The organism is Oligoflexus tunisiensis (genome assembly GCF_001748245.1).
Classification (GTDB): domain Bacteria; phylum Bdellovibrionota_B; class Oligoflexia; order Oligoflexales; family Oligoflexaceae; genus Oligoflexus; species Oligoflexus tunisiensis.
Genome location: NZ_BDFO01000001.1, coordinates 5,927,103 through 5,943,507, shown reverse-complemented (window position 1 = coordinate 5,943,507; position 16,405 = coordinate 5,927,103). Strand labels below are relative to the sequence as shown.

The following is a 16,405-nucleotide window of genomic DNA, read 5'->3' as shown; positions in this document are numbered from 1 at the left end:
AAAAAGGCTCAGCATATGATAACCAGCAGCATGCAGCTGGTTATGGCGGCAGAAAATCATAGCAAAGGAGATTGGGACATGATGGGTTTGGGTTGGTTGGAAATCGGGATTATTGCTGCCGTGATTGTTTTGCTGTTCGGCACGACCAAATTGCCAAAGCTCGGCGGCGCCATCGGGGAAAGCATCAAGAATTTTAAAAAAGGCGTGAAGGATGATGCGCCACAGCTGACCGACAAAAACAAAGAAGACGACAAGAAAAGCTGAAGACGACCCTCGTCTATGTTGCCGGGTTCATCTTGTCTGAGGGGGTGCTCTTGCAGGATCTTTTTTCTGAGCTGTTGAACAAGCGACTTGTCATGGTCACAGGCAAGGGCGGGATCGGCAAAACCCTAAGCAGTTTTGCTCTGGCGCAGATGGCGAGTGCCATGGGCAAGCGCGTTTGCCTCGTCGAGTCCAGTGCCCATGATCAGCTGGCCCCACTCTTCGGTTCTCAGCCAATTGGCCATAATCTGCGTGAATTAAGACCCGGCATTTATGTCATCAATCTCAATCCGCAGGATAATTTCCGTGACTTCGTGATCAAACACCTTGGGTTTGCCACCCTGTTTCAAAAAGTCTTCACCCGGCCGATTGTTCGTTCTTTTATTCAGATGATGCCCGGGATCGCGGAGCTGACTTTGCTCGGCCGGCTTTTTTATTTTTCGGAACTCGATGTCGAGGATCGTTTCGATCTGGTGATTCTGGATGGTTTTGCCTCCGGACATTTCCATAGTCTCATGAAAACACCGGATGCAGTTTTGCATTCGGGCATGATGGGGCCGGTGATCGACGAGACGCAAAGGGTTCGCGCGTTCATCGCAGATCCGGAAAAAACCGCGGTCGTGCTGGTGACCGTGGCCGAGGACCTGGTGGTCAGCGAAGCTCTGGATTTCGTCGATAAACTGCAGGCGGAAACTCCAGCGCCCCTGACGGCGGTCATGCTCAATCGCACCTTTCCGCCGTTGCCGGACCAGCTGAACGCTGCGGATTATCCCGAGGTCCTGCGACCCGGTGTTGAATACTGGCGGGACCGGGTGACGAGTGAACAGGCGGCGATCGATCGCCTGCGCGAGGGACTGACGCAATTCTCCACAAAGTTCGGCCGGAATCTCCCGCTCTATCGTTTGCCCGAAGTGGGGGCCTTTACCGAACCTGTTCCCAAGGATGAGCTTTTGACCTGGATGCAAGCGGCGGTGCGTGTATGACAAGAGATGATCAAGCAGGATTGGAAGCCTGGATTAAAAGTTCGCGCATTCTGGTCACCGTGGGTTCCGGTGGTGTGGGCAAGACGACAAGCTCCATTGCGCTGGCTCTGCTCGGGGCCCGACTCGGTCTGCGCGTGGGTCTGCTCAGCATTGATCCGGCCAAACGCCTGGCCGATGCCCTGGGCATTCCCCTGGGCAGTGAACTGTCACGGGTGCGCCTGCAGCGGCAGGTTCCAGGTGAGGTGGAAGCCGCGATGCTGGATCAAAAGGCCGTCTTTGATGATATGGTGCGACGTTTCGCGCCCAATACCAAAACCGCCAGCCGGATCTTCGAGAATTCGATCTACAAGGAGGTTTCGAGCAACCTTGGGGGGCCTTTGGAATACATGGCCCTGGCCAAACTTGAAACCATGCTGAGTCAGGGGCGCTATGATCTGATCGTGCTCGATACGCCACCGGATACGCATGCCCTGGATTTTCTGGCCCGTCCCAATATCCTGTCCGGCTTCATTGAACACGGCGTGATGAGCTGGATGATCAAGCCCTTCCACCTGGCCCAAAAGCTGGGGGCTGGCGCCATCTTCAAAGCCGGCGGCAAGGTGATGCATGGCATCTCGTCCATCACCGGCATCAAGATGCTCAAGCTTTTGGCTGAATTCCTGGTGCTGATGGAAGAGGTCATCATCGGCTTCAACCGGGTCGGCCGGGAAGTGTCCGTGGCTTTGAAGCAGAATTCCACCGGCTTTGTTCTGGTCTCCGCGCCAACCGACAATGCCGTGCGGTCGGCCTCCTATCTTTTGCAGGAATTGAAAAACAATCAATATCCTCTGCTCACCGTGATCATGAATCGCAACCTGCCCTTTGCACTGCAGGAAGCGGCCAAGGCCTGGGAGCAGAGCGACCGTCATTGGACCGAGTTACGCCCCGGTTTTGCTGTCATCAGCCGCCGTCACCATTATGCGGCGTCCCAGGCTGGAAAACTGGCGGCTGAGGCGCAACAACTCTTTGGCAAAAGCGTCCCTCTTTTACTGCTGGAAGAACAACGGCAGATGATTCACAGTGAAGAGAGTCTGTGGCAATTTACCGATGCCCTGCTGGAAGCCCGCGCATACCAGGCTTAAGGGACTGGCCGGGACGCGTTAGTCAAAAACCTGGCGGTATTCGCGACCTTTTCCGGACTTGATAAACTCAACACAGGCCCCTGCTGGGCTCCACATGGGAGATCTCTGTCCATGGCCGTGCCGCGCTCGCTCAGTACCCTCATGGTCCAGTCCGTTACCGGGGTGGGGCATGTGGTCATGGGGTTGATCGAAGGATTCGGGGAATTTCTCGTCTTTGTCGGGCGCACGTTTCGTGAACTCTTCAGCCCTCCCTTCCGGGCGCGGTTGATCCTTCAGCAGATGCAGTTCATCGGTTACGAATCGACCTTTATCATCCTGCTGTGCGGTTTTTTCATTGGTGCCGCGGTCAGCCTGCAGGTTGGGACCATCTTCGTGCTGTTCGGTGCCGAGAGTATGTTAGGAGCGGCCAATGCCAAGGCCCTGGCCCGGGAGCTGAGCCCCCTGATGGCGGGCTTTTTGATCGCCGGTCGCGCCGGTGCGGCGATCACCGCTGAAATCAGCACCATGAAAGTCAACGAACAGATCGATGCCATGGAAGCCATGGCGGTGGACCCCATAAGCTATCTGGTTGTGCCGCGCCTCGTCGCCTGTCTTTTGATGCTGCCTATGCTGGTGGCTCTTTTCAACCTGATGGGACAGATCGCCTCACTGATCATTGCGCTGAGCATCTTTGATATCAGCCAGGGAATCTTTTTCGATAAGATGGCGCGGATTGTGACCTGGCGCGATGTGTGGAGTGGACTGCAAAAAGCCTTTGTCTTTGGCGGGATTATTTCCCTGCTCGCCTGCCGTTACGGGCTGGTGGCCTCGGGCGGTGCCAAGGGTGTGGGCAAGGCGACCACCAACGCGGTGGTCATGATGCTTTTGACCCTGCTCGGTGTGGATTTTGTGATCACCTATTTACAGATCGTTTGGAAATGATTGAGTTCCATCAGGTTACAAAAATTTTCGGTAGCTTTCGCGTGCTCGATGAGCTGGATTTGCATATCCCCAAGGGGAAAATCACCCTGATCCTCGGCAAGTCGGGGGAGGGAAAGTCGGTGACCATCAAGCACATCATGGGCCTCTTGAAACCGACCTCAGGGCGGGTGGTGGTGGATGGTGACGACATCACGGAGTTTGATGAGGAACAACTCCTGCAATACCGCAAGAAGTTCGGGATGCTGTTTCAACAAGCGGCCCTGTTCGATAGCCTTTCGGTGGGCGAAAATGTGATGTTTCCGCTGCGGGAACATACCCGGATGAAGGTTGCCGAGATGCGGGATCGTGCCGAGGAAGTCCTCGAACAGGTGGGTTTGCCCGGGATTCAAAAGAAGTTTCCCGATGCACTCTCCACCGGTGAAAAAAAGCGGGTGGGACTGGCCCGGGCTCTGGTGCATCGGCCCAAGATCATACTCTATGATGAGCCGACGACGGGCATGGATCCTCTGGTTTCGGAAATGATCGACCAACTGATCGTGGACGTTTCGAAACATGATCCGGAATTGACCTCGGTGGTCATTTCCCATGATTTGAAAGCGGCTTTGGATATCGCGGACAATTGCGTGATGCTTTACAAGGGTCGGGTGCAGCTGGCCGGTGCGCCGGACGCTTTCCGCACCTCCAAGGACCCGGTGATTCGGCAGTTTTTCGCCGGAAAAGTCGACGGACCAATGGAGTTTTTCTGAGACCAGGGCTGCACAGCTGTGCTTTCAAGCGCACAGATCAGCTGGATAAAAGCTGGGAATTTGTGGTTTATTCATTGGACGAAGGCCCTGCGTATTCGTTAAGTTACAGTCCCAGCAGTCGATAAGTGAAGGGCTGAGTTGGTTTAAAAGGAGTTCACAGTTCATGAGCCGGATGGGAACGGAATTCAAAGTTGGCCTGTTTACCTTGATAGGCCTCTCCGCGACCGCAGTGGCCATATTCTTTGTGAGCCCGGAACTTTTCGATCGCAAGGCCAAAGTCAGCTACTACACCGTCCTCAAGGACGCCTCCGGTATTTTGGAAAACACACACGTAAAAACCAACGGCGTGAATATCGGCCGTGTGGTGAGGATCAAGCTCAGCGAGAGCGCCACGGAAGTCGAACTCGAAGTCCTGGAGGAAGTGCCGATCCCGGCCGGCTCCCAGATCGCGGTGCGGACAGTGGGTTTCCTGGGTGATAAATACATCGACATCGTGCGCCCTGAAAAAGGCGCCGGCGAGCGCCTGGGCGCCAACGGTTATATTCCCCGTTCCCCGGACTCGGCGGATATTGCCGAGGTGGTGAAGCTGGTGGGCTCGATCGCAGCCGATGTGAAGAAAGTGACGGAAAACCTGGCGGCTGTGCTCGGGGATGAAAAAGGCGAGCAGAAGATCGGTAACATCGTCAATAACATCGAAGAGCTGACCGCCAATGCCAAGGAGATGTTCGCGGAGAATCGCCAGGACATCCGGGTCATGGTTGCGAATATTCGTGAAGTTTCCGCTTCGCTGAAAGAGATCACCGATCCGGAAAACCGGGCGAAGATCGATCGCATCCTTGCCAACTTTGATGAATCCATGGAAGAAGTCAAACTCGCCACGGCGAATATCAAACAGATCTCCGAGAAAATCGACAAAGGTCAGGGTACGCTCGGCAAACTGGTGAACGACGATGCCGCCCTCGAGGAAGTCGAAGGGGCCTTGAAGGATTTGCGCCAGGTGTTGGCTCCTGTGACCAAGCTGCAGGTTTCTGTGGATACACATAGCGAATTGCGGCGGGATGAAACCAGCCAGACATTTTTCAATCTGCGCTTCACCACCCGTCCGGATTCCTATTACCTGATCGGTTTCACCGACTATTCGGAACGCACCATCGATACCCGCACGGAAACCATTGATGACGGACTCGGTCCCACCAATACGCACACGCGCGAACGGATCAAGGATGACAAAGCCCTGCGCTTTAATCTGCAGATCGCCAAGCGTTGGAAATGGATCGGGGCCCGCCTGGGTCTCTTTGAAACCACGGGCGGAGCGGCGGCCGATATCTATCTGTGGAAGGATCGGATCCGTGTTTCAACCGAAGTCTATGATTTTGCTAAGAAAAATGAAAATATCCGCCGAACGGCGCATATCAAGGCCTACGCCAGCGTTCTCTTTTTTGATCATCTCATGGCCATGGCCGGCGTTGATGACCCCACACGCTATAAGCTCGGTACGACGACCATTGATCCCAAGACGAACTACTTCTTTGGCGCCGGTCTGACCTTCAATGACCAGGACCTGAAGGCCCTGTTCGGAATGGCCGCCATCGCCACGAGTGGTCAATAATTCCCGCAAGTTAAGACCAAGCCGAGGCAGGTTCGCGTAAATTATGCCTTTTTGTCATAAGATCTATTGACAGATCCACCCCTTATATGCCATTTTGCAGGCACCCAGACGCCTGGGCGTTGTTGCTGTGGACCATAAGTGGAGTGGAAGTCGATGAAGTCCTTAGTCCGCCTCTTACAAAATACTCTAATCGCCACCGCTCTGGCGACTGTCTCCCTGCCCATGAGCGCTGGTGAACTCCCCAGGATTGCTGAAGGTCGCCCCTGGATGGCACCCGAGATTGGTCTTACGCTGACGCCACCTACGGGCTGGCTGATTCAACCCAATCATAGGGGTAAAACCCTGGTTTTGCAGCCTGTTCGTACGCAGGAAAAAATCAAGGACTACAGCAAGCCTACCTATGATCGCAACATTACCGTCGCGGTCATGCATGAAGCACGACCCATTGATGAAACAGAAGCCCTGAGTCTGCGCAAAAAGCTCGAAGTTGATTTCGGTCAAGCCCCTGGCGTGCGCGACTTTCAGGTGCTTGAGCACCGCTTCATCGACTATCGACAAAAAGCTGACGGTATCCTTCTTTATACCGCGTTCCTCTTGAATGGATTTCCGATGAGTCAGATGCATATCTTCATCTCGGGGTCGAAAAACTCGGCGCTCCTGACCTATACGGATCTGACTGATGCCTTCCAGAACAATGAAGAGGCCATGACGCAGGCATGGAATGCCATGATCTCCGCGGAACTGGAAGGAGTCGCTCCCAAGCGTTACGAGGAACTGCTTTATACCGGCTCCGCCCTGGGCCTCATGCTGGTTTCCGGTTTCCTGGTCGTGCTGCTCCGTCGTCGTTCGGCCCATAAGATGTACGAAGTCGAAGAGGAAAGACTTTACCGCGATGACGCTGGCGAGGCCGAGGAGTTTTCGTCTGTCACAGGATTGGCCACGGTTGTAGCCCAGGCTCCGGCTCAAGATGAAACCCGCGACGTGACCGATGTCTGGAATCTGGCGATCAGTCAGGTTTCAACGACTCTTCCGAAAGCACGCAAAAAACGCGCAAAATCCACAATGGAAACTGCGTGGTGATCAATTCCGGACGGGACTTCCCGTCCGCTCCTCTTAAGCCTTTCTCACCCGTTTCTTCTGCAATTTCCCATACCCTAATCCCCTCAGTCCTGTTACAAAGAAATGAGCTATACCCTAGGCAGACTCTGCCGATTAGCCCATTCGCTGTGTAAAAATGATCCATACGAAAAATCAGCGGTTTGCTATAATGGTGGAATAGGTTTCGCAGGCGGGGAACCTGGGGGATTTCTTGGGAGGTTGACGGAATGCTTATTCAAGCAAACAGAGTTGGACGGTATCTGCGGTATTCACTGTTGGCCGTTCTGCTGCTCTGTAGTTCAGGGCCTGCATCTGCCCTGACATGTTCAGAGGTGAGGCAGCTCGTGCTTTTGTACTTCAAGATGCACTTTTCTTATAACTCCTTTACGGATGAAATATCCCGTCGGACTCTCGACAATTTCCTGAAATCCTGGGATCCAGGGAAAATGTATTTCTATCAGTCTGACTTCGATGAATTCACCAGCAAGTACGCCAACCGCCTGGATGATCTCATCGGCCGCGACATGAACTGTGCGGTGATCGATGAAATCATGAATAAGTACACCCAAAGGTTCAACGAGCGGAGCAAGTTCGTGAACAAGGTGATCGACGAGAAGCATGACTTCACGATCGATGAATACTTGAATGTGGACCGCAAGAACATGGCCTATCCCAAGACTGTGGAAGAGGTCAATGAGCGCTGGCGCAAGCAGATCAAGTTTCAGCTGCTCAACTTGAAAATGAGCGTGGATACCATCGAAAAGGCTCGCGAGAAGCTGAAAAAGCGCTACGAGCTCCTGGTGCGCCGGCATAATGATTTGACCAAAGACAAGGTCTATGGGGTCTTCCTCAATGCCTTCTCTGCGGCGCTGGATCCTCACTCCAGTTATATGCCTGCGGAAGATCTGGAAGACTTCCGGATCCGTACCCGCCTGTCGCTCGAGGGAATCGGCGCCAGTCTGCGGAGCGAGGACGGCTTTACCATCGTCGCCAACCTTGTGAAGGGCGGGGCGGCGGAAAAAAGTGGTCTGCTCAAGGTCAATGACAAGATCATCGCGGTCGCTCAGGAGAATGGCGAGGCCGTGGATGTGATCGACATGGACCTGCAGGAAGTGGTGAAGAAAATCCGCGGGGCCCGCGGTACGGTCGTCAAGCTGACCGTTTTGCGTGAGGAATCGAATACCTCGAAGAAAACGGTCATTCCCATTGTTCGGGAAAAGATCCAGCTCGTCGAGCAGCAGGCTTCCTCGCATGTGATTGAAGTGGACACCAAGGAAGGTGGCAAAACCAAACACCTGAAGGTTGGTGTGATCACCCTGCCCTCCTTCTATATTGACTTCGAAGGCCGGCAGAGACGCCTGAAAAATTATCGTTCCTCGTCGAATGACACCAAGGAGCAGCTCAAGGTTCTGAAGCAGAAGGGTGTGGATGCGGTGATTCTCGACTTGCGCAGCAACGGCGGCGGTGGTCTGGATGAGTCGATCAGCACCGCCGGTCTGTTCTTCGGCGCCGGTCCTGTGGTCCAGGTCAAGGCTTCGAACGGTGAGACGGAAACCTACTACGATCCCGATGAAAGCACCTGGTATGATGGTCCGCTCGTCGTTATGATCAACCGGCACTCGGCTTCGGCCTCGGAAATCTTCGCCGGCGCCATCCAGGACTACGGTCGTGGTCTGATCGTGGGGGACTCGCATACCTTCGGCAAGGGCACGGTCCAGAACCTGAATGACCTGGCTCAGAAGCTGGGTGCGGTGAAGGTGACCGTCAATCAGTTCTATCGCGCCTCCGGGGCTTCGACCCAGCTGAAAGGCGTGAACTCCGATCTGGTTCTGCCGAGTATCGTGGATGAGCTGGAAATCGGTGAGAAGTACTATGACTATGCTCTTCCCTATGAAGAGATTAAGACCGCCAAGTATTCCAAGTTCAATCTGACGAAACCCTTTGTTCCTGAGCTGAAGCGTCGTTCGGAATCGCGTATTGCCACCGACGCCGAGTTCAAGAAGATTCGGGACGAGATCGAGAAGTACAGAAAGAACAAGGAAGAGCGTTCCCGTGTTTCCTTGAAAGAGAAAAAGGAAGAGGACGCCAAGGACAAGAAGGACAAAAAAGAGAGTGCGGAAGAGGATCTGCTGAACGAATCCGCCGAGTTCTCGCTCAAGGATGACGTCTATCTGCAGGAAACCATACGCGTCGCTGCTGACTATGTGCAGCTGCTCCGGAAGCAAAAACTGGAAGGTCAGCCGGCACTGCCCGCGATGCTGGCCTCCCAGACCAAGGCTCCAGCCAAAGCGGAAAAGTCGGTGAGTGATAACAAAAATCCGGTGAAACCCGGGAAGAAATGACGAGAAACGGGGACGCAAGTCCCCGTTTTTGTTTCAGCCCTCGTCCTCGGTCGCCATCTTCTGATGCAGCTCGTAATAGCGCCCGTGTCGCGCCAGCAGCTCCTCATGCGATCCCACTTCCATCACTTCCCCATGATCCAGAACCATAATCTGATCACACTTGCGAATCGTTGACAGACGGTGGGCGATGACAATCAGCGTGCGTCCGGTAAAGATGCGCTCAATCGCCTGCTGAATCAAAGTCTCGGATGCCGGATCCACCGACGAGGTGGCTTCATCCAGGATCATGATACGAGGGTTTTTGGCAATCGCCCGGGCAAAGGCCAGCAGCTGTCTTTGTCCCTGGGACAGGTTATCGCCACCTTCCCGCACGATGAAATCATAGCCGCCAGGCAGCTGCTCGATGAAGCGATCCGCTCCTACGAATTGGGCGGCGGACTTGATGCGTTCGAGATCAGTTTGTTCTTCGCCCAAACCAATGTTGAACGCAATCGTTCCATGAAAGATCACGATATCCTGGGGAACGATGGCAATATGCCGGCGAAGCTCCTGCCCATTCATCTCGCGCAGGTCCAGTCCATCGACCGTGATGCTGCCTTCGTAGCCATCGTAGAGCTTACTCAACAGCTTGATAATCGTGGATTTCCCTGAACCCGTGGCTCCCACGATGGCCAGGGATTGACCCTGGTGCAGATGGAAGGAAACATTGTGGAGCGTCTTCTGGTCGGGCAAATACTGAAAGCTGACGTTTTTGAATTCCACGGTGCCTTCAAGTCCCGGGACCGCTGCCGTGCCACTGATAAATTCCCGGGTCTCAAAGATTCCAAAGATGCGATCAATGGCGGTGAAGGCACCCTGCAACATGGCAATCTTGTTGCCGAGCTGCTTCAAAGGATCAAAGAGATTCTGAATGTACTGGACGAAGGCAATCATCACCCCGGCGCTCAGGGCGCTGCTGTCATGAAACTGAGAAACCGCGAGCCAGAGCACGATCCCTATCGTGATCGAGGACACGCCGTCGAGCAGCGCAAAAAGCACGGCGTCGGCGACCACCGATTTCATCTGGGCATCGCGGTACTCGATGGCCAGTTTTTGAAAACGCTGGTTGCTGTCCTGATGGGCGTTCAAAAGCTTGATGGTGTTGCTTCCATAAAGGCATTCCTGGGTGAACGCATTCAGGGCCGCTATCTTTACCCGGGCGAGCAGCATCGAATGCTTCAAGGCCCGGGAAAAGAAGACGATGATCATAACGGTCAGGGGAAGAATGATCAGGGTGACCGAGGCCAGCTTCCAATTCAAAAGAAAGAGCCCGACCAGGGCCCCGACCAGCACGGCCAGGTCCACCACGGAACTCAGCACGCCCTGGTTCAGGGATTCATTCATGTTGTCAAAGTCGCTCGTGGCGCGGGTGACCAGCGCCCCGCTCATGGTCCGATCATGAAAGCGGGCCGAAAGCCGCATGATGTGTTCAATCAGGGACAGGCGCATGGAACGGACCATCTGATAGACCGCGCGCGAGGTCAGGATGGTTTGCGAGGCCCGGGCTGCATACTCAAGCAGCACAACGGCCAGATAGGCGATGGAGCCCCAGGTGATCACCTCAAAATTGTTGGCCAATACCCCCTGATCGACGGTGCGTTTCAAAATAAAAGGAATTCCCATCTGCAAAAGGGAAATCACCGGAATCAAAAAGCAGGCCGCCACGATCGTGCCCTTATGGGAGGCAAGAAAGGGCCATAGTTTTCTCAGCTGCTTAAAATCCGAGCCGAGTTTTCTAAACTGATTCAGGGTTGGGTTCGTCATGAATTTCCTCTTGAAGCTCGGGATGGCGGCGCATGAGTTCCTGGAAGCTGCCGGTATCGAGCAGTTGACCATCCTTGAGCAGAAGCACGCGATGACAGAGATGCAGGACCGAACTGCGATGCGAGCAGATCAGCATGGTGCCGCCGCGTTTCCTGAGTTCCTGAATCAGGCGGGCCTCCGTAATATTATCGACAGCCGAGAGCACATCATCGAGCAGAAGGACCGGTGCTTTGCGTAAAAAGAGACGAGCCAGAGCCAGGCGTTGCTTCTGCCCACCGGACAGTCGAATGCCCTTCTCCCCAATCTGCGTTTCCCAGCCTTCCACGAAGGCGGCGATCTCACGATCGATCTGGGCCGCGCGGGCCGCAGCCTGCAGTTCCTCCGGAGAGGGCTTGGGATCCATGCCGACACTCAAATTTTCGCGAATGCTGGCTGAAAAAAGATGCACCCGCTGCAAACCGTAACCGATCTCCCGACGCAGCTCTGCAGGCGGCAGTTGATTGATATCCTGTCCCCGATAAAAGACAGTCCCATCCGGAGGGTTGTAGATCCGCGTGAGGATTTGAAAGAGAGTGCTCTTGCCGGCACCGACCGGCCCGCAGATGCCGACCATTTCCCCGGCCTGCACCTGAAAATTCACATCCTTCAAAGCGAGGTGCTGACTGTCTGGATACTGAAAACTCAGATGCTGAACCTTGAGGATAGGGGCGGCCGGCTGCGGCCGGGCCGAGGCTTCCCGAGGGCCTTCCTGGGGCTCGACGAACAAGGGTTCCAGACGTTCCAGGGCGGTTTTCGAACGCTGGTAGATGGCAATAATGATGCCGATGGAGGTCAAGGGAAAGGCCATATAGGACAGATAAATATTAAAGGCAAGAATGTCCCCCACGGATAATTCACCACGAACCACCAGCGTTCCGCCCAGAAACAGCACAATCAATTGCGCGAGTCCGGTCATGCTGCTGATCAAGGGGAAAAACAGCGTGCGCAGCACCAGAACCTTCATATCGGTCTCAAAAACCTTCTGGTTCTCGGCCTCGATCAGGCGATGAAAGCTGCGCTCGGCGGCGTTCGATTGGATCACGTGGATATTCGTGAAGCTTTCCGTCACCCGGTTGGTCAGGGTGCCGATCGCCTCCTGGTTTTTCTTGGTAAACTTCTGCATCTGCGGCATCACATAGCGGGTGATCACCAGCATAATCAGAATCGGGGAGAGCGCGGCGACGGTCAGCTGCTCATGCACGCTCAGCATTTTGTAGAGCGTGAAGACCGAAATAAATACAAGGTTCACGACCTGCAGGATGGCAAAGGCATAAAAGATCCGGAGCTGACCGAGGTCGTTCGAGAGCCGCGAGATCAGATCGCCCATTCCAAAGCGATCGTAAAAGGTCTGCGGGAGTTCCAGAGCCCGGGCGAAAAGATAGGATTTGGAGGTGGCCTCGAGCTTGCGACCTGGCCAGAAGATCAAAATCCGGGACAGGCTGCGGACGATGATCTGGGTCAAGCCCAGGGCGACGATGGCCAGAGCCACCCGCGCGAGATGGCCATCATCGTCACCGATGCCATGCTGCAGGGCGTTGACGACCTCTTTGGCCAGCTGGGGAATTTCCAGGGAGATGATGTTGGTGACGGCGAGGAATATCATTCCACCCAGGTACCAGGGCCAGAGTTCGACCGCAAAGAGCCGGGTGAAACGTTTGAAACTCAAACTGATCATGTCCTGACCTCGGATCCTGGAACAAAAAACTGTTCCTCCATGAGGGCAATGCGAGCCATAAAGTCTGCCTGGGACCAGCGTTCCAGGTCCCTGAGTTGACCCTCCGACATGATCGCCGCCTTATTGCTCAGCTTGGCGGCATACGCGGCCACGTGGGTGCTGATGATGGTCAGCTGACGACCGCGGCGCCCCTCCAAAAGATTTTCCAGGGCGCGGGTATGAATCAGGTCGAGACCGGAGAAGGGTTCATCCAGGATCAAAAGATCCGGTTTGTGCAGCGAGGACAAGGCCAGGGCGATGCGTTTTTGCATTCCATAGGAGCAGGCCGCCAGAGGTTTGTGCGCGAAGCTCGTGCAATCCCAGTATTCAAGAACGCGGTCGCGCTCGGCGGCGAGAGGCTGGATGCCATGCAATTTCATGGCATACGTGATGATATCAAAGCCGCTCACCCAGCGTGGCAAATCCAGGTTCTGCGGCAGATACCCCATTCGTCTTTTGAGAGCAAAGGCATCGACCTTCATGGTCTCGCCAAAGACCTGAATCCGACCCTCATCCGGCCTCAGGTGTCCAGTGATCAAATGAAATAGGGTGGACTTGCCGGCCCCGTTTTTGCCGAAGAGGGCAAGGCTGTCGCCTTCGTCCATATGGAGGTTGAGGGGGCCCAGGCGGAACTGGCTCTGGGCAAAGGTTTTGCTCAGGGAGTTGATCTCGAGTGTCAGCATGCAGGGTTCTCCCTAGGAACGGTAAAAATTATCCTTCTGATAATTTTTGGCATAAGTGATGGCAATAGGGACCAGGACGATGGAAAGGATATGGGCATAGATCGCTGTTCCCAAAAAGAGCCCAATCAAACTCGTGATCAGAATCTGCAGCAACGGACGTTCGGGCGCCACCTGAAACATGATGGCCGGTGTGATCAAAGGAAAGAGGGCCGCAATGGGCAGAAGTTTTATCCATTCCCCGAGCGGCACGCGGCCGGGAACGCCGGTCACCAGGATGGACACCAGGCTGAGCAGAGCCAGACCGAGGCCAAGCCTCCAGCTGATGTGTTCGTACACTTTGACAAACTCCTCGTGTGAGCAACCGAGCTGCCGTTCAAACCAGATCGCCCGCATATCGTCTTCGAGTTGGAAGGCCAAAGCCCAGGCCAGGAGCGCACTGGCCATCATGGTGGCCAGGACTGTCAGGAAGAGCGGCCAGCCAAGTCCATGCATGACAGCAATCGACAGCTGAAGGATCAGACTGATCACAAGGCAGAGGCGGCACAGGCGATTCCTTTGAACGATTTGAAACCAGCGCCAGTTCCTGAGCGTGTCGGCCCGACTCTCTGGGGCATCGCGGAGGATGGGTTTCAAATTTTGAGGACCCGTGCTTTCCTTCCGGTATCGCATGAAAGCGAATGTTGCACCGGCCAGCGCCAGGCTTCCGATCTGAAGAGAGAGCTCAGGCTGGAAAAAATACCCGAATATTCCGTAGCTCACGGCGATCAGGAGCAGCGACTGACCCAGACGGAAGGCCCGCACCACCTGGGGATCTTCACCCGATCTGAGAGCGAAATGGGCCCAACCGGGTTCATCGCGATAAAGGTTGGAAAGACGTCCACCCACCCACAGACCAAGGCCGAGCATCACCACCGCGCGGAGGCGTGTCGCAATCAGTTCACGCAGGCTGGTCGGGAGATCGTTCAGCTTGTCCTGCAGAAAGTCACGGAACATATAATAGAAAAGACCGAGGAGGATTCCTGTACTGGCGATCACAACCAGTTCCCGGCCCCAGTCATAGCGGATGCGGGTAAGACTTTGTTTATTGTGCTGGATGATAAGACTTGCAATTCTCTGCCATTTAGGCACTTGAGGCCCCCAAAAGCAAAACGCGGAATAGAGGGCAAAATCGCTCCCTAACCCGCGCTGTTTCGCAAGAACGGCCTTGAAGACCGCCCTGACGACTGAAACCCAAAAAGATTACTTCTTCTTTCTGGCTTTCTTCTTCGCAGCTTTTTTCTTGGTAGCTTTTTTAGCTACTTTTTTCTTGGCTGCTTTTTTCTTTCCGGCTTTCTTCTTGGTCGCCTTAGCAGCTTTTTTCTTGGTGGCCTTTTTAGCTGCCTTCTTCTTGGTCGACTTCTTCTTCTTCGCTACCACCTTCTTAGCGGCTTTTTTCTTGCCAGCTTTTTTCTTCTTGCCGGAACGTTTCTTTTTGGTGGTCTTGGTCTCTTGCATGCCTTCTTCGGCGTTCATGTTCTCTTCCAAGGTCTTCTCCTAAGAGTTGAGCTGTCGCTTGACTGTGCTAGGTATAGTGTTACCGAAAAATAATTCGCATTTCAATCACTATCGAAGAAAAAAAATTCTTTTTCATGACGTGCGTTGATCGACCTGTGGAATTTTTTGGATTGAGGTGGTCAGAGGCGGGTGATCAGAAAGCGGTGTGCGGCTTGTGCCGCAACCTTTTTACTTGAGGCAGCCAGCGGAACGAAACATTTCTTCGAGATCAATAGCCTCATCGATGGATCGGAGACCGTAACGCGAGAGACCCTGCTTTCCAAAATCCGGTCTTTGCCAGATGACCTCGAGGGCCACTGTCTGATTATGGGTTCTCAAGGTCAGCTGTGTGCCGATGCTCAGCTGGACCTCTGTAAGGATCGACAAGCCCTCCTGGGAAAGGTCAATTGGTCGACAATGAAGGACCTTTTGCTCGTGATCGAGCAAGGGTCCAGGGAGCAGTTTCGTTAGAACGCGACGAGGTGATCGCCTCTGTTCATCCAATGCCGGATCCCCCATATAGCTTTCCCCCATGTGCAAGCGGTGACTTAAAAACACTATCGGCGGCCGCCGCGGGAACTTTAAAAGAGTCTATTTATTTAATAATTCCAATATGTTGATGGTCCTATTCACGACCGGTACAAATCGGGAGTTTTTGAAGTCTGGTACAATAAAATAAACCAGCGAAGGAGCGCGATCATGCTCGCCTTATTCCCAGAGATTCTTCATACGGTCAACAGCGGCGATCTGGAAACTCTGGCGTGTTTGGTTCGGAAATATTTTGCGGATAAGCACATCTATAGCCCAAGGCTTCGGGTGGAACCCTTATTGATCAATGCCGGTTTGGAATTATCGCGGGACGATATCGGTGAGGCCGCGCGGCTCTTTGCGGCCGATCACCGTGGAGCCTGGCATGCGTCGCTGATCCTTTCACCCAGCCTCAGGGATCCGGGTGAAGTGAACTTTACCTTGGCGCACCTCTTCGGGCATTTCCTTTGCGAATTCCAACCGCTGATGGCCAGGGGTGAACTGAAAACACATGAAGTGCGGGAGCGCAGCGGCGCGCTTGGTCGCTTTCTCAAACGTCCCTTCAGTACACCTGAAGAGATGCAAGCGGATGCCTTCGCGAGTGCCCTCCTTATGCCGCGTGGAATGGTAAAGAAAGCTTATACCACCCTGGGAACAGTTGCGGACACGGCTGCGTTTTTCAATGTGCGTCCGGAATTGATGGAGCAGCGCCTTGCCCAGCTTGAGCTCATCCTGACAAAGACAGAACCTGCACCGGCGCCTGCACCGGCGCCTCTAACAAAGCCTGCGCCGACGCCCCAGCAAAACAGTGTGGTGAAGGCGCAAAAAGCAGTGGCCGCTTCCCACTATCGGCGTGAAGGGGAATCGACCACGAAACCCGAGGCACCCAAATCCAGCGAGGGGCTCAGTCGTCTGCGCGCCATCGCACGGAAAATCGATAAATCCGTTGGCCCTTAAATTCCCACCGTTTCGAGCTTTTTTGCTGACATTACGACTGAGTCTCGCCTATATATCCTAGGCATAG

The 16,405-nt window shown here is 54.4% G+C and carries 15 protein-coding genes; 9 read left to right on the top strand and 6 right to left on the bottom strand.

The genetic code is table 11. From position 1 onward, the window contains the following. The first annotated feature begins 15 nt into the window (after positions 1-15). The 8 genes from OLTU_RS24525 to OLTU_RS24490 all read left to right on the top strand — a co-directional run bounded on the left by OLTU_RS24525 (position 16) and on the right by OLTU_RS24490 (position 9,081). Complete coding sequence (locus OLTU_RS24525; RefSeq protein WP_218110240.1) at positions 16-264, top strand: Sec-independent protein translocase subunit TatA/TatB; 249 nt, start codon at positions 16-18, stop codon at positions 262-264. Positions 265-314: 50 nt separating this feature from the next. After that, positions 315-1,244, top strand: a complete 930-nt coding sequence (locus OLTU_RS24520; RefSeq protein WP_141735383.1) for an ArsA family ATPase — start codon at positions 315-317, stop codon at positions 1,242-1,244. After that, positions 1,241-2,365 carry an ArsA family ATPase gene (locus OLTU_RS24515; protein ID WP_141735382.1) on the top strand — a complete coding sequence of 375 codons (1,125 nt, stop codon included), beginning with the start codon at positions 1,241-1,243 and terminating at the stop codon, positions 2,363-2,365. Before OLTU_RS24520 ends, OLTU_RS24515 begins: the two co-directional genes overlap by 4 nt. A 111-nt stretch (positions 2,366-2,476) precedes the next feature. Further along, positions 2,477-3,286, top strand: coding sequence for an MlaE family ABC transporter permease (locus OLTU_RS24510; RefSeq protein ID WP_141735381.1), 810 nt, complete (start codon positions 2,477-2,479; stop codon positions 3,284-3,286). Next, positions 3,283-4,032, top strand: a complete 750-nt coding sequence (locus OLTU_RS24505) for an ABC transporter ATP-binding protein (protein WP_141735380.1) — start codon at positions 3,283-3,285, stop codon at positions 4,030-4,032. Before OLTU_RS24510 ends, OLTU_RS24505 begins: the two co-directional genes overlap by 4 nt. Positions 4,033-4,195: 163 nt before the next feature. Beyond that, positions 4,196-5,641 carry an MlaD family protein gene (locus OLTU_RS24500; RefSeq protein ID WP_141735379.1) on the top strand — a complete coding sequence of 482 codons (1,446 nt, stop codon included), beginning with the start codon at positions 4,196-4,198 and terminating at the stop codon, positions 5,639-5,641. A gap of 153 nt (positions 5,642-5,794) precedes the next feature. Then, complete coding sequence (locus tag OLTU_RS24495) at positions 5,795-6,721, top strand: hypothetical protein (protein ID WP_141735378.1); 927 nt, start codon at positions 5,795-5,797, stop codon at positions 6,719-6,721. A 245-nt stretch (positions 6,722-6,966) separates the two neighbouring features. Continuing rightward, positions 6,967-9,081 carry a carboxy terminal-processing peptidase gene (locus OLTU_RS24490; RefSeq protein ID WP_141735377.1) on the top strand — a complete coding sequence of 705 codons (2,115 nt, stop codon included), beginning with the start codon at positions 6,967-6,969 and terminating at the stop codon, positions 9,079-9,081. Positions 9,082-9,114: 33 nt separating this feature from the next. On the opposite strand, the gene OLTU_RS24485 is transcribed toward OLTU_RS24490, so the two are convergent. The 6 genes from OLTU_RS24485 to OLTU_RS24460 form a co-directional block, all read right to left on the bottom strand. Next, positions 9,115-10,884 carry an ABC transporter ATP-binding protein gene (locus tag OLTU_RS24485; protein ID WP_176736923.1) on the bottom strand — a complete coding sequence of 590 codons (1,770 nt, stop codon included), beginning with the start codon at positions 10,882-10,884 and terminating at the stop codon, positions 9,115-9,117. Next, positions 10,856-12,598, bottom strand: coding sequence for an ABC transporter ATP-binding protein (locus tag OLTU_RS24480; RefSeq protein ID WP_141735375.1), 1,743 nt, complete (start codon positions 12,596-12,598; stop codon positions 10,856-10,858). Before OLTU_RS24480 ends, OLTU_RS24485 begins: the two co-directional genes overlap by 29 nt. Further along, positions 12,595-13,320, bottom strand: coding sequence for an ABC transporter ATP-binding protein (locus tag OLTU_RS24475; protein WP_141735374.1), 726 nt, complete (start codon positions 13,318-13,320; stop codon positions 12,595-12,597). Before OLTU_RS24475 ends, OLTU_RS24480 begins: the two co-directional genes overlap by 4 nt. Positions 13,321-13,332: 12 nt before the next feature. Beyond that, entirely contained in the window at positions 13,333-14,448 is a 1,116-nt protein-coding gene (locus OLTU_RS24470) for a hypothetical protein (RefSeq protein ID WP_141735373.1), read from the bottom strand. 111 nt (positions 14,449-14,559) lie between these two features. Continuing rightward, positions 14,560-14,844: a hypothetical protein gene (locus OLTU_RS24465; RefSeq protein WP_176736922.1), complete on the bottom strand. Its 285-nt coding sequence runs from the start codon at positions 14,842-14,844 to the stop codon at positions 14,560-14,562. 198 nt (positions 14,845-15,042) lie between these two features. Further along, complete coding sequence (locus OLTU_RS24460) at positions 15,043-15,372, bottom strand: PilZ domain-containing protein (RefSeq protein ID WP_176736921.1); 330 nt, start codon at positions 15,370-15,372, stop codon at positions 15,043-15,045. A gap of 180 nt (positions 15,373-15,552) precedes the next feature. Between OLTU_RS24460 and OLTU_RS24455 the strand changes: the two genes are divergently transcribed. Then, complete coding sequence (locus OLTU_RS24455; protein WP_141735371.1) at positions 15,553-16,338, top strand: ImmA/IrrE family metallo-endopeptidase; 786 nt, start codon at positions 15,553-15,555, stop codon at positions 16,336-16,338. Positions 16,339-16,405 lie beyond the last annotated feature (67 nt).

What these genes read in the sequence shown, in the direction of transcription:
- OLTU_RS24525 (WP_218110240.1), top strand. Translation starts at nt 16, where the DNA reads ATGATAACCAGCAGCATGCAGCTGGTTATGGCGGCAGAAAATCATAGC.
- OLTU_RS24515 (WP_141735382.1), top strand. Translation starts at nt 1,241, where the DNA reads ATGACAAGAGATGATCAAGCAGGATTGGAAGCCTGGATTAAAAGTTCG.
- OLTU_RS24510 (WP_141735381.1), top strand. Translation starts at nt 2,477, where the DNA reads ATGGCCGTGCCGCGCTCGCTCAGTACCCTCATGGTCCAGTCCGTTACC.
- OLTU_RS24505 (WP_141735380.1), top strand. Translation starts at nt 3,283, where the DNA reads ATGATTGAGTTCCATCAGGTTACAAAAATTTTCGGTAGCTTTCGCGTG.
- OLTU_RS24500 (WP_141735379.1), top strand. Translation starts at nt 4,196, where the DNA reads ATGAGCCGGATGGGAACGGAATTCAAAGTTGGCCTGTTTACCTTGATA.
- OLTU_RS24495 (WP_141735378.1), top strand. Translation starts at nt 5,795, where the DNA reads ATGAAGTCCTTAGTCCGCCTCTTACAAAATACTCTAATCGCCACCGCT.
- OLTU_RS24490 (WP_141735377.1), top strand. Translation starts at nt 6,967, where the DNA reads ATGCTTATTCAAGCAAACAGAGTTGGACGGTATCTGCGGTATTCACTG.
- OLTU_RS24485 (WP_176736923.1), bottom strand. Translation starts at nt 10,884, where the DNA reads ATGACGAACCCAACCCTGAATCAGTTTAGAAAACTCGGCTCGGATTTT.
- OLTU_RS24480 (WP_141735375.1), bottom strand. Translation starts at nt 12,598, where the DNA reads ATGATCAGTTTGAGTTTCAAACGTTTCACCCGGCTCTTTGCGGTCGAA.
- OLTU_RS24475 (WP_141735374.1), bottom strand. Translation starts at nt 13,320, where the DNA reads ATGCTGACACTCGAGATCAACTCCCTGAGCAAAACCTTTGCCCAGAGC.
- OLTU_RS24460 (WP_176736921.1), bottom strand. Translation starts at nt 15,372, where the DNA reads ATGGGGGATCCGGCATTGGATGAACAGAGGCGATCACCTCGTCGCGTT.
- OLTU_RS24455 (WP_141735371.1), top strand. Translation starts at nt 15,553, where the DNA reads ATGCTCGCCTTATTCCCAGAGATTCTTCATACGGTCAACAGCGGCGAT.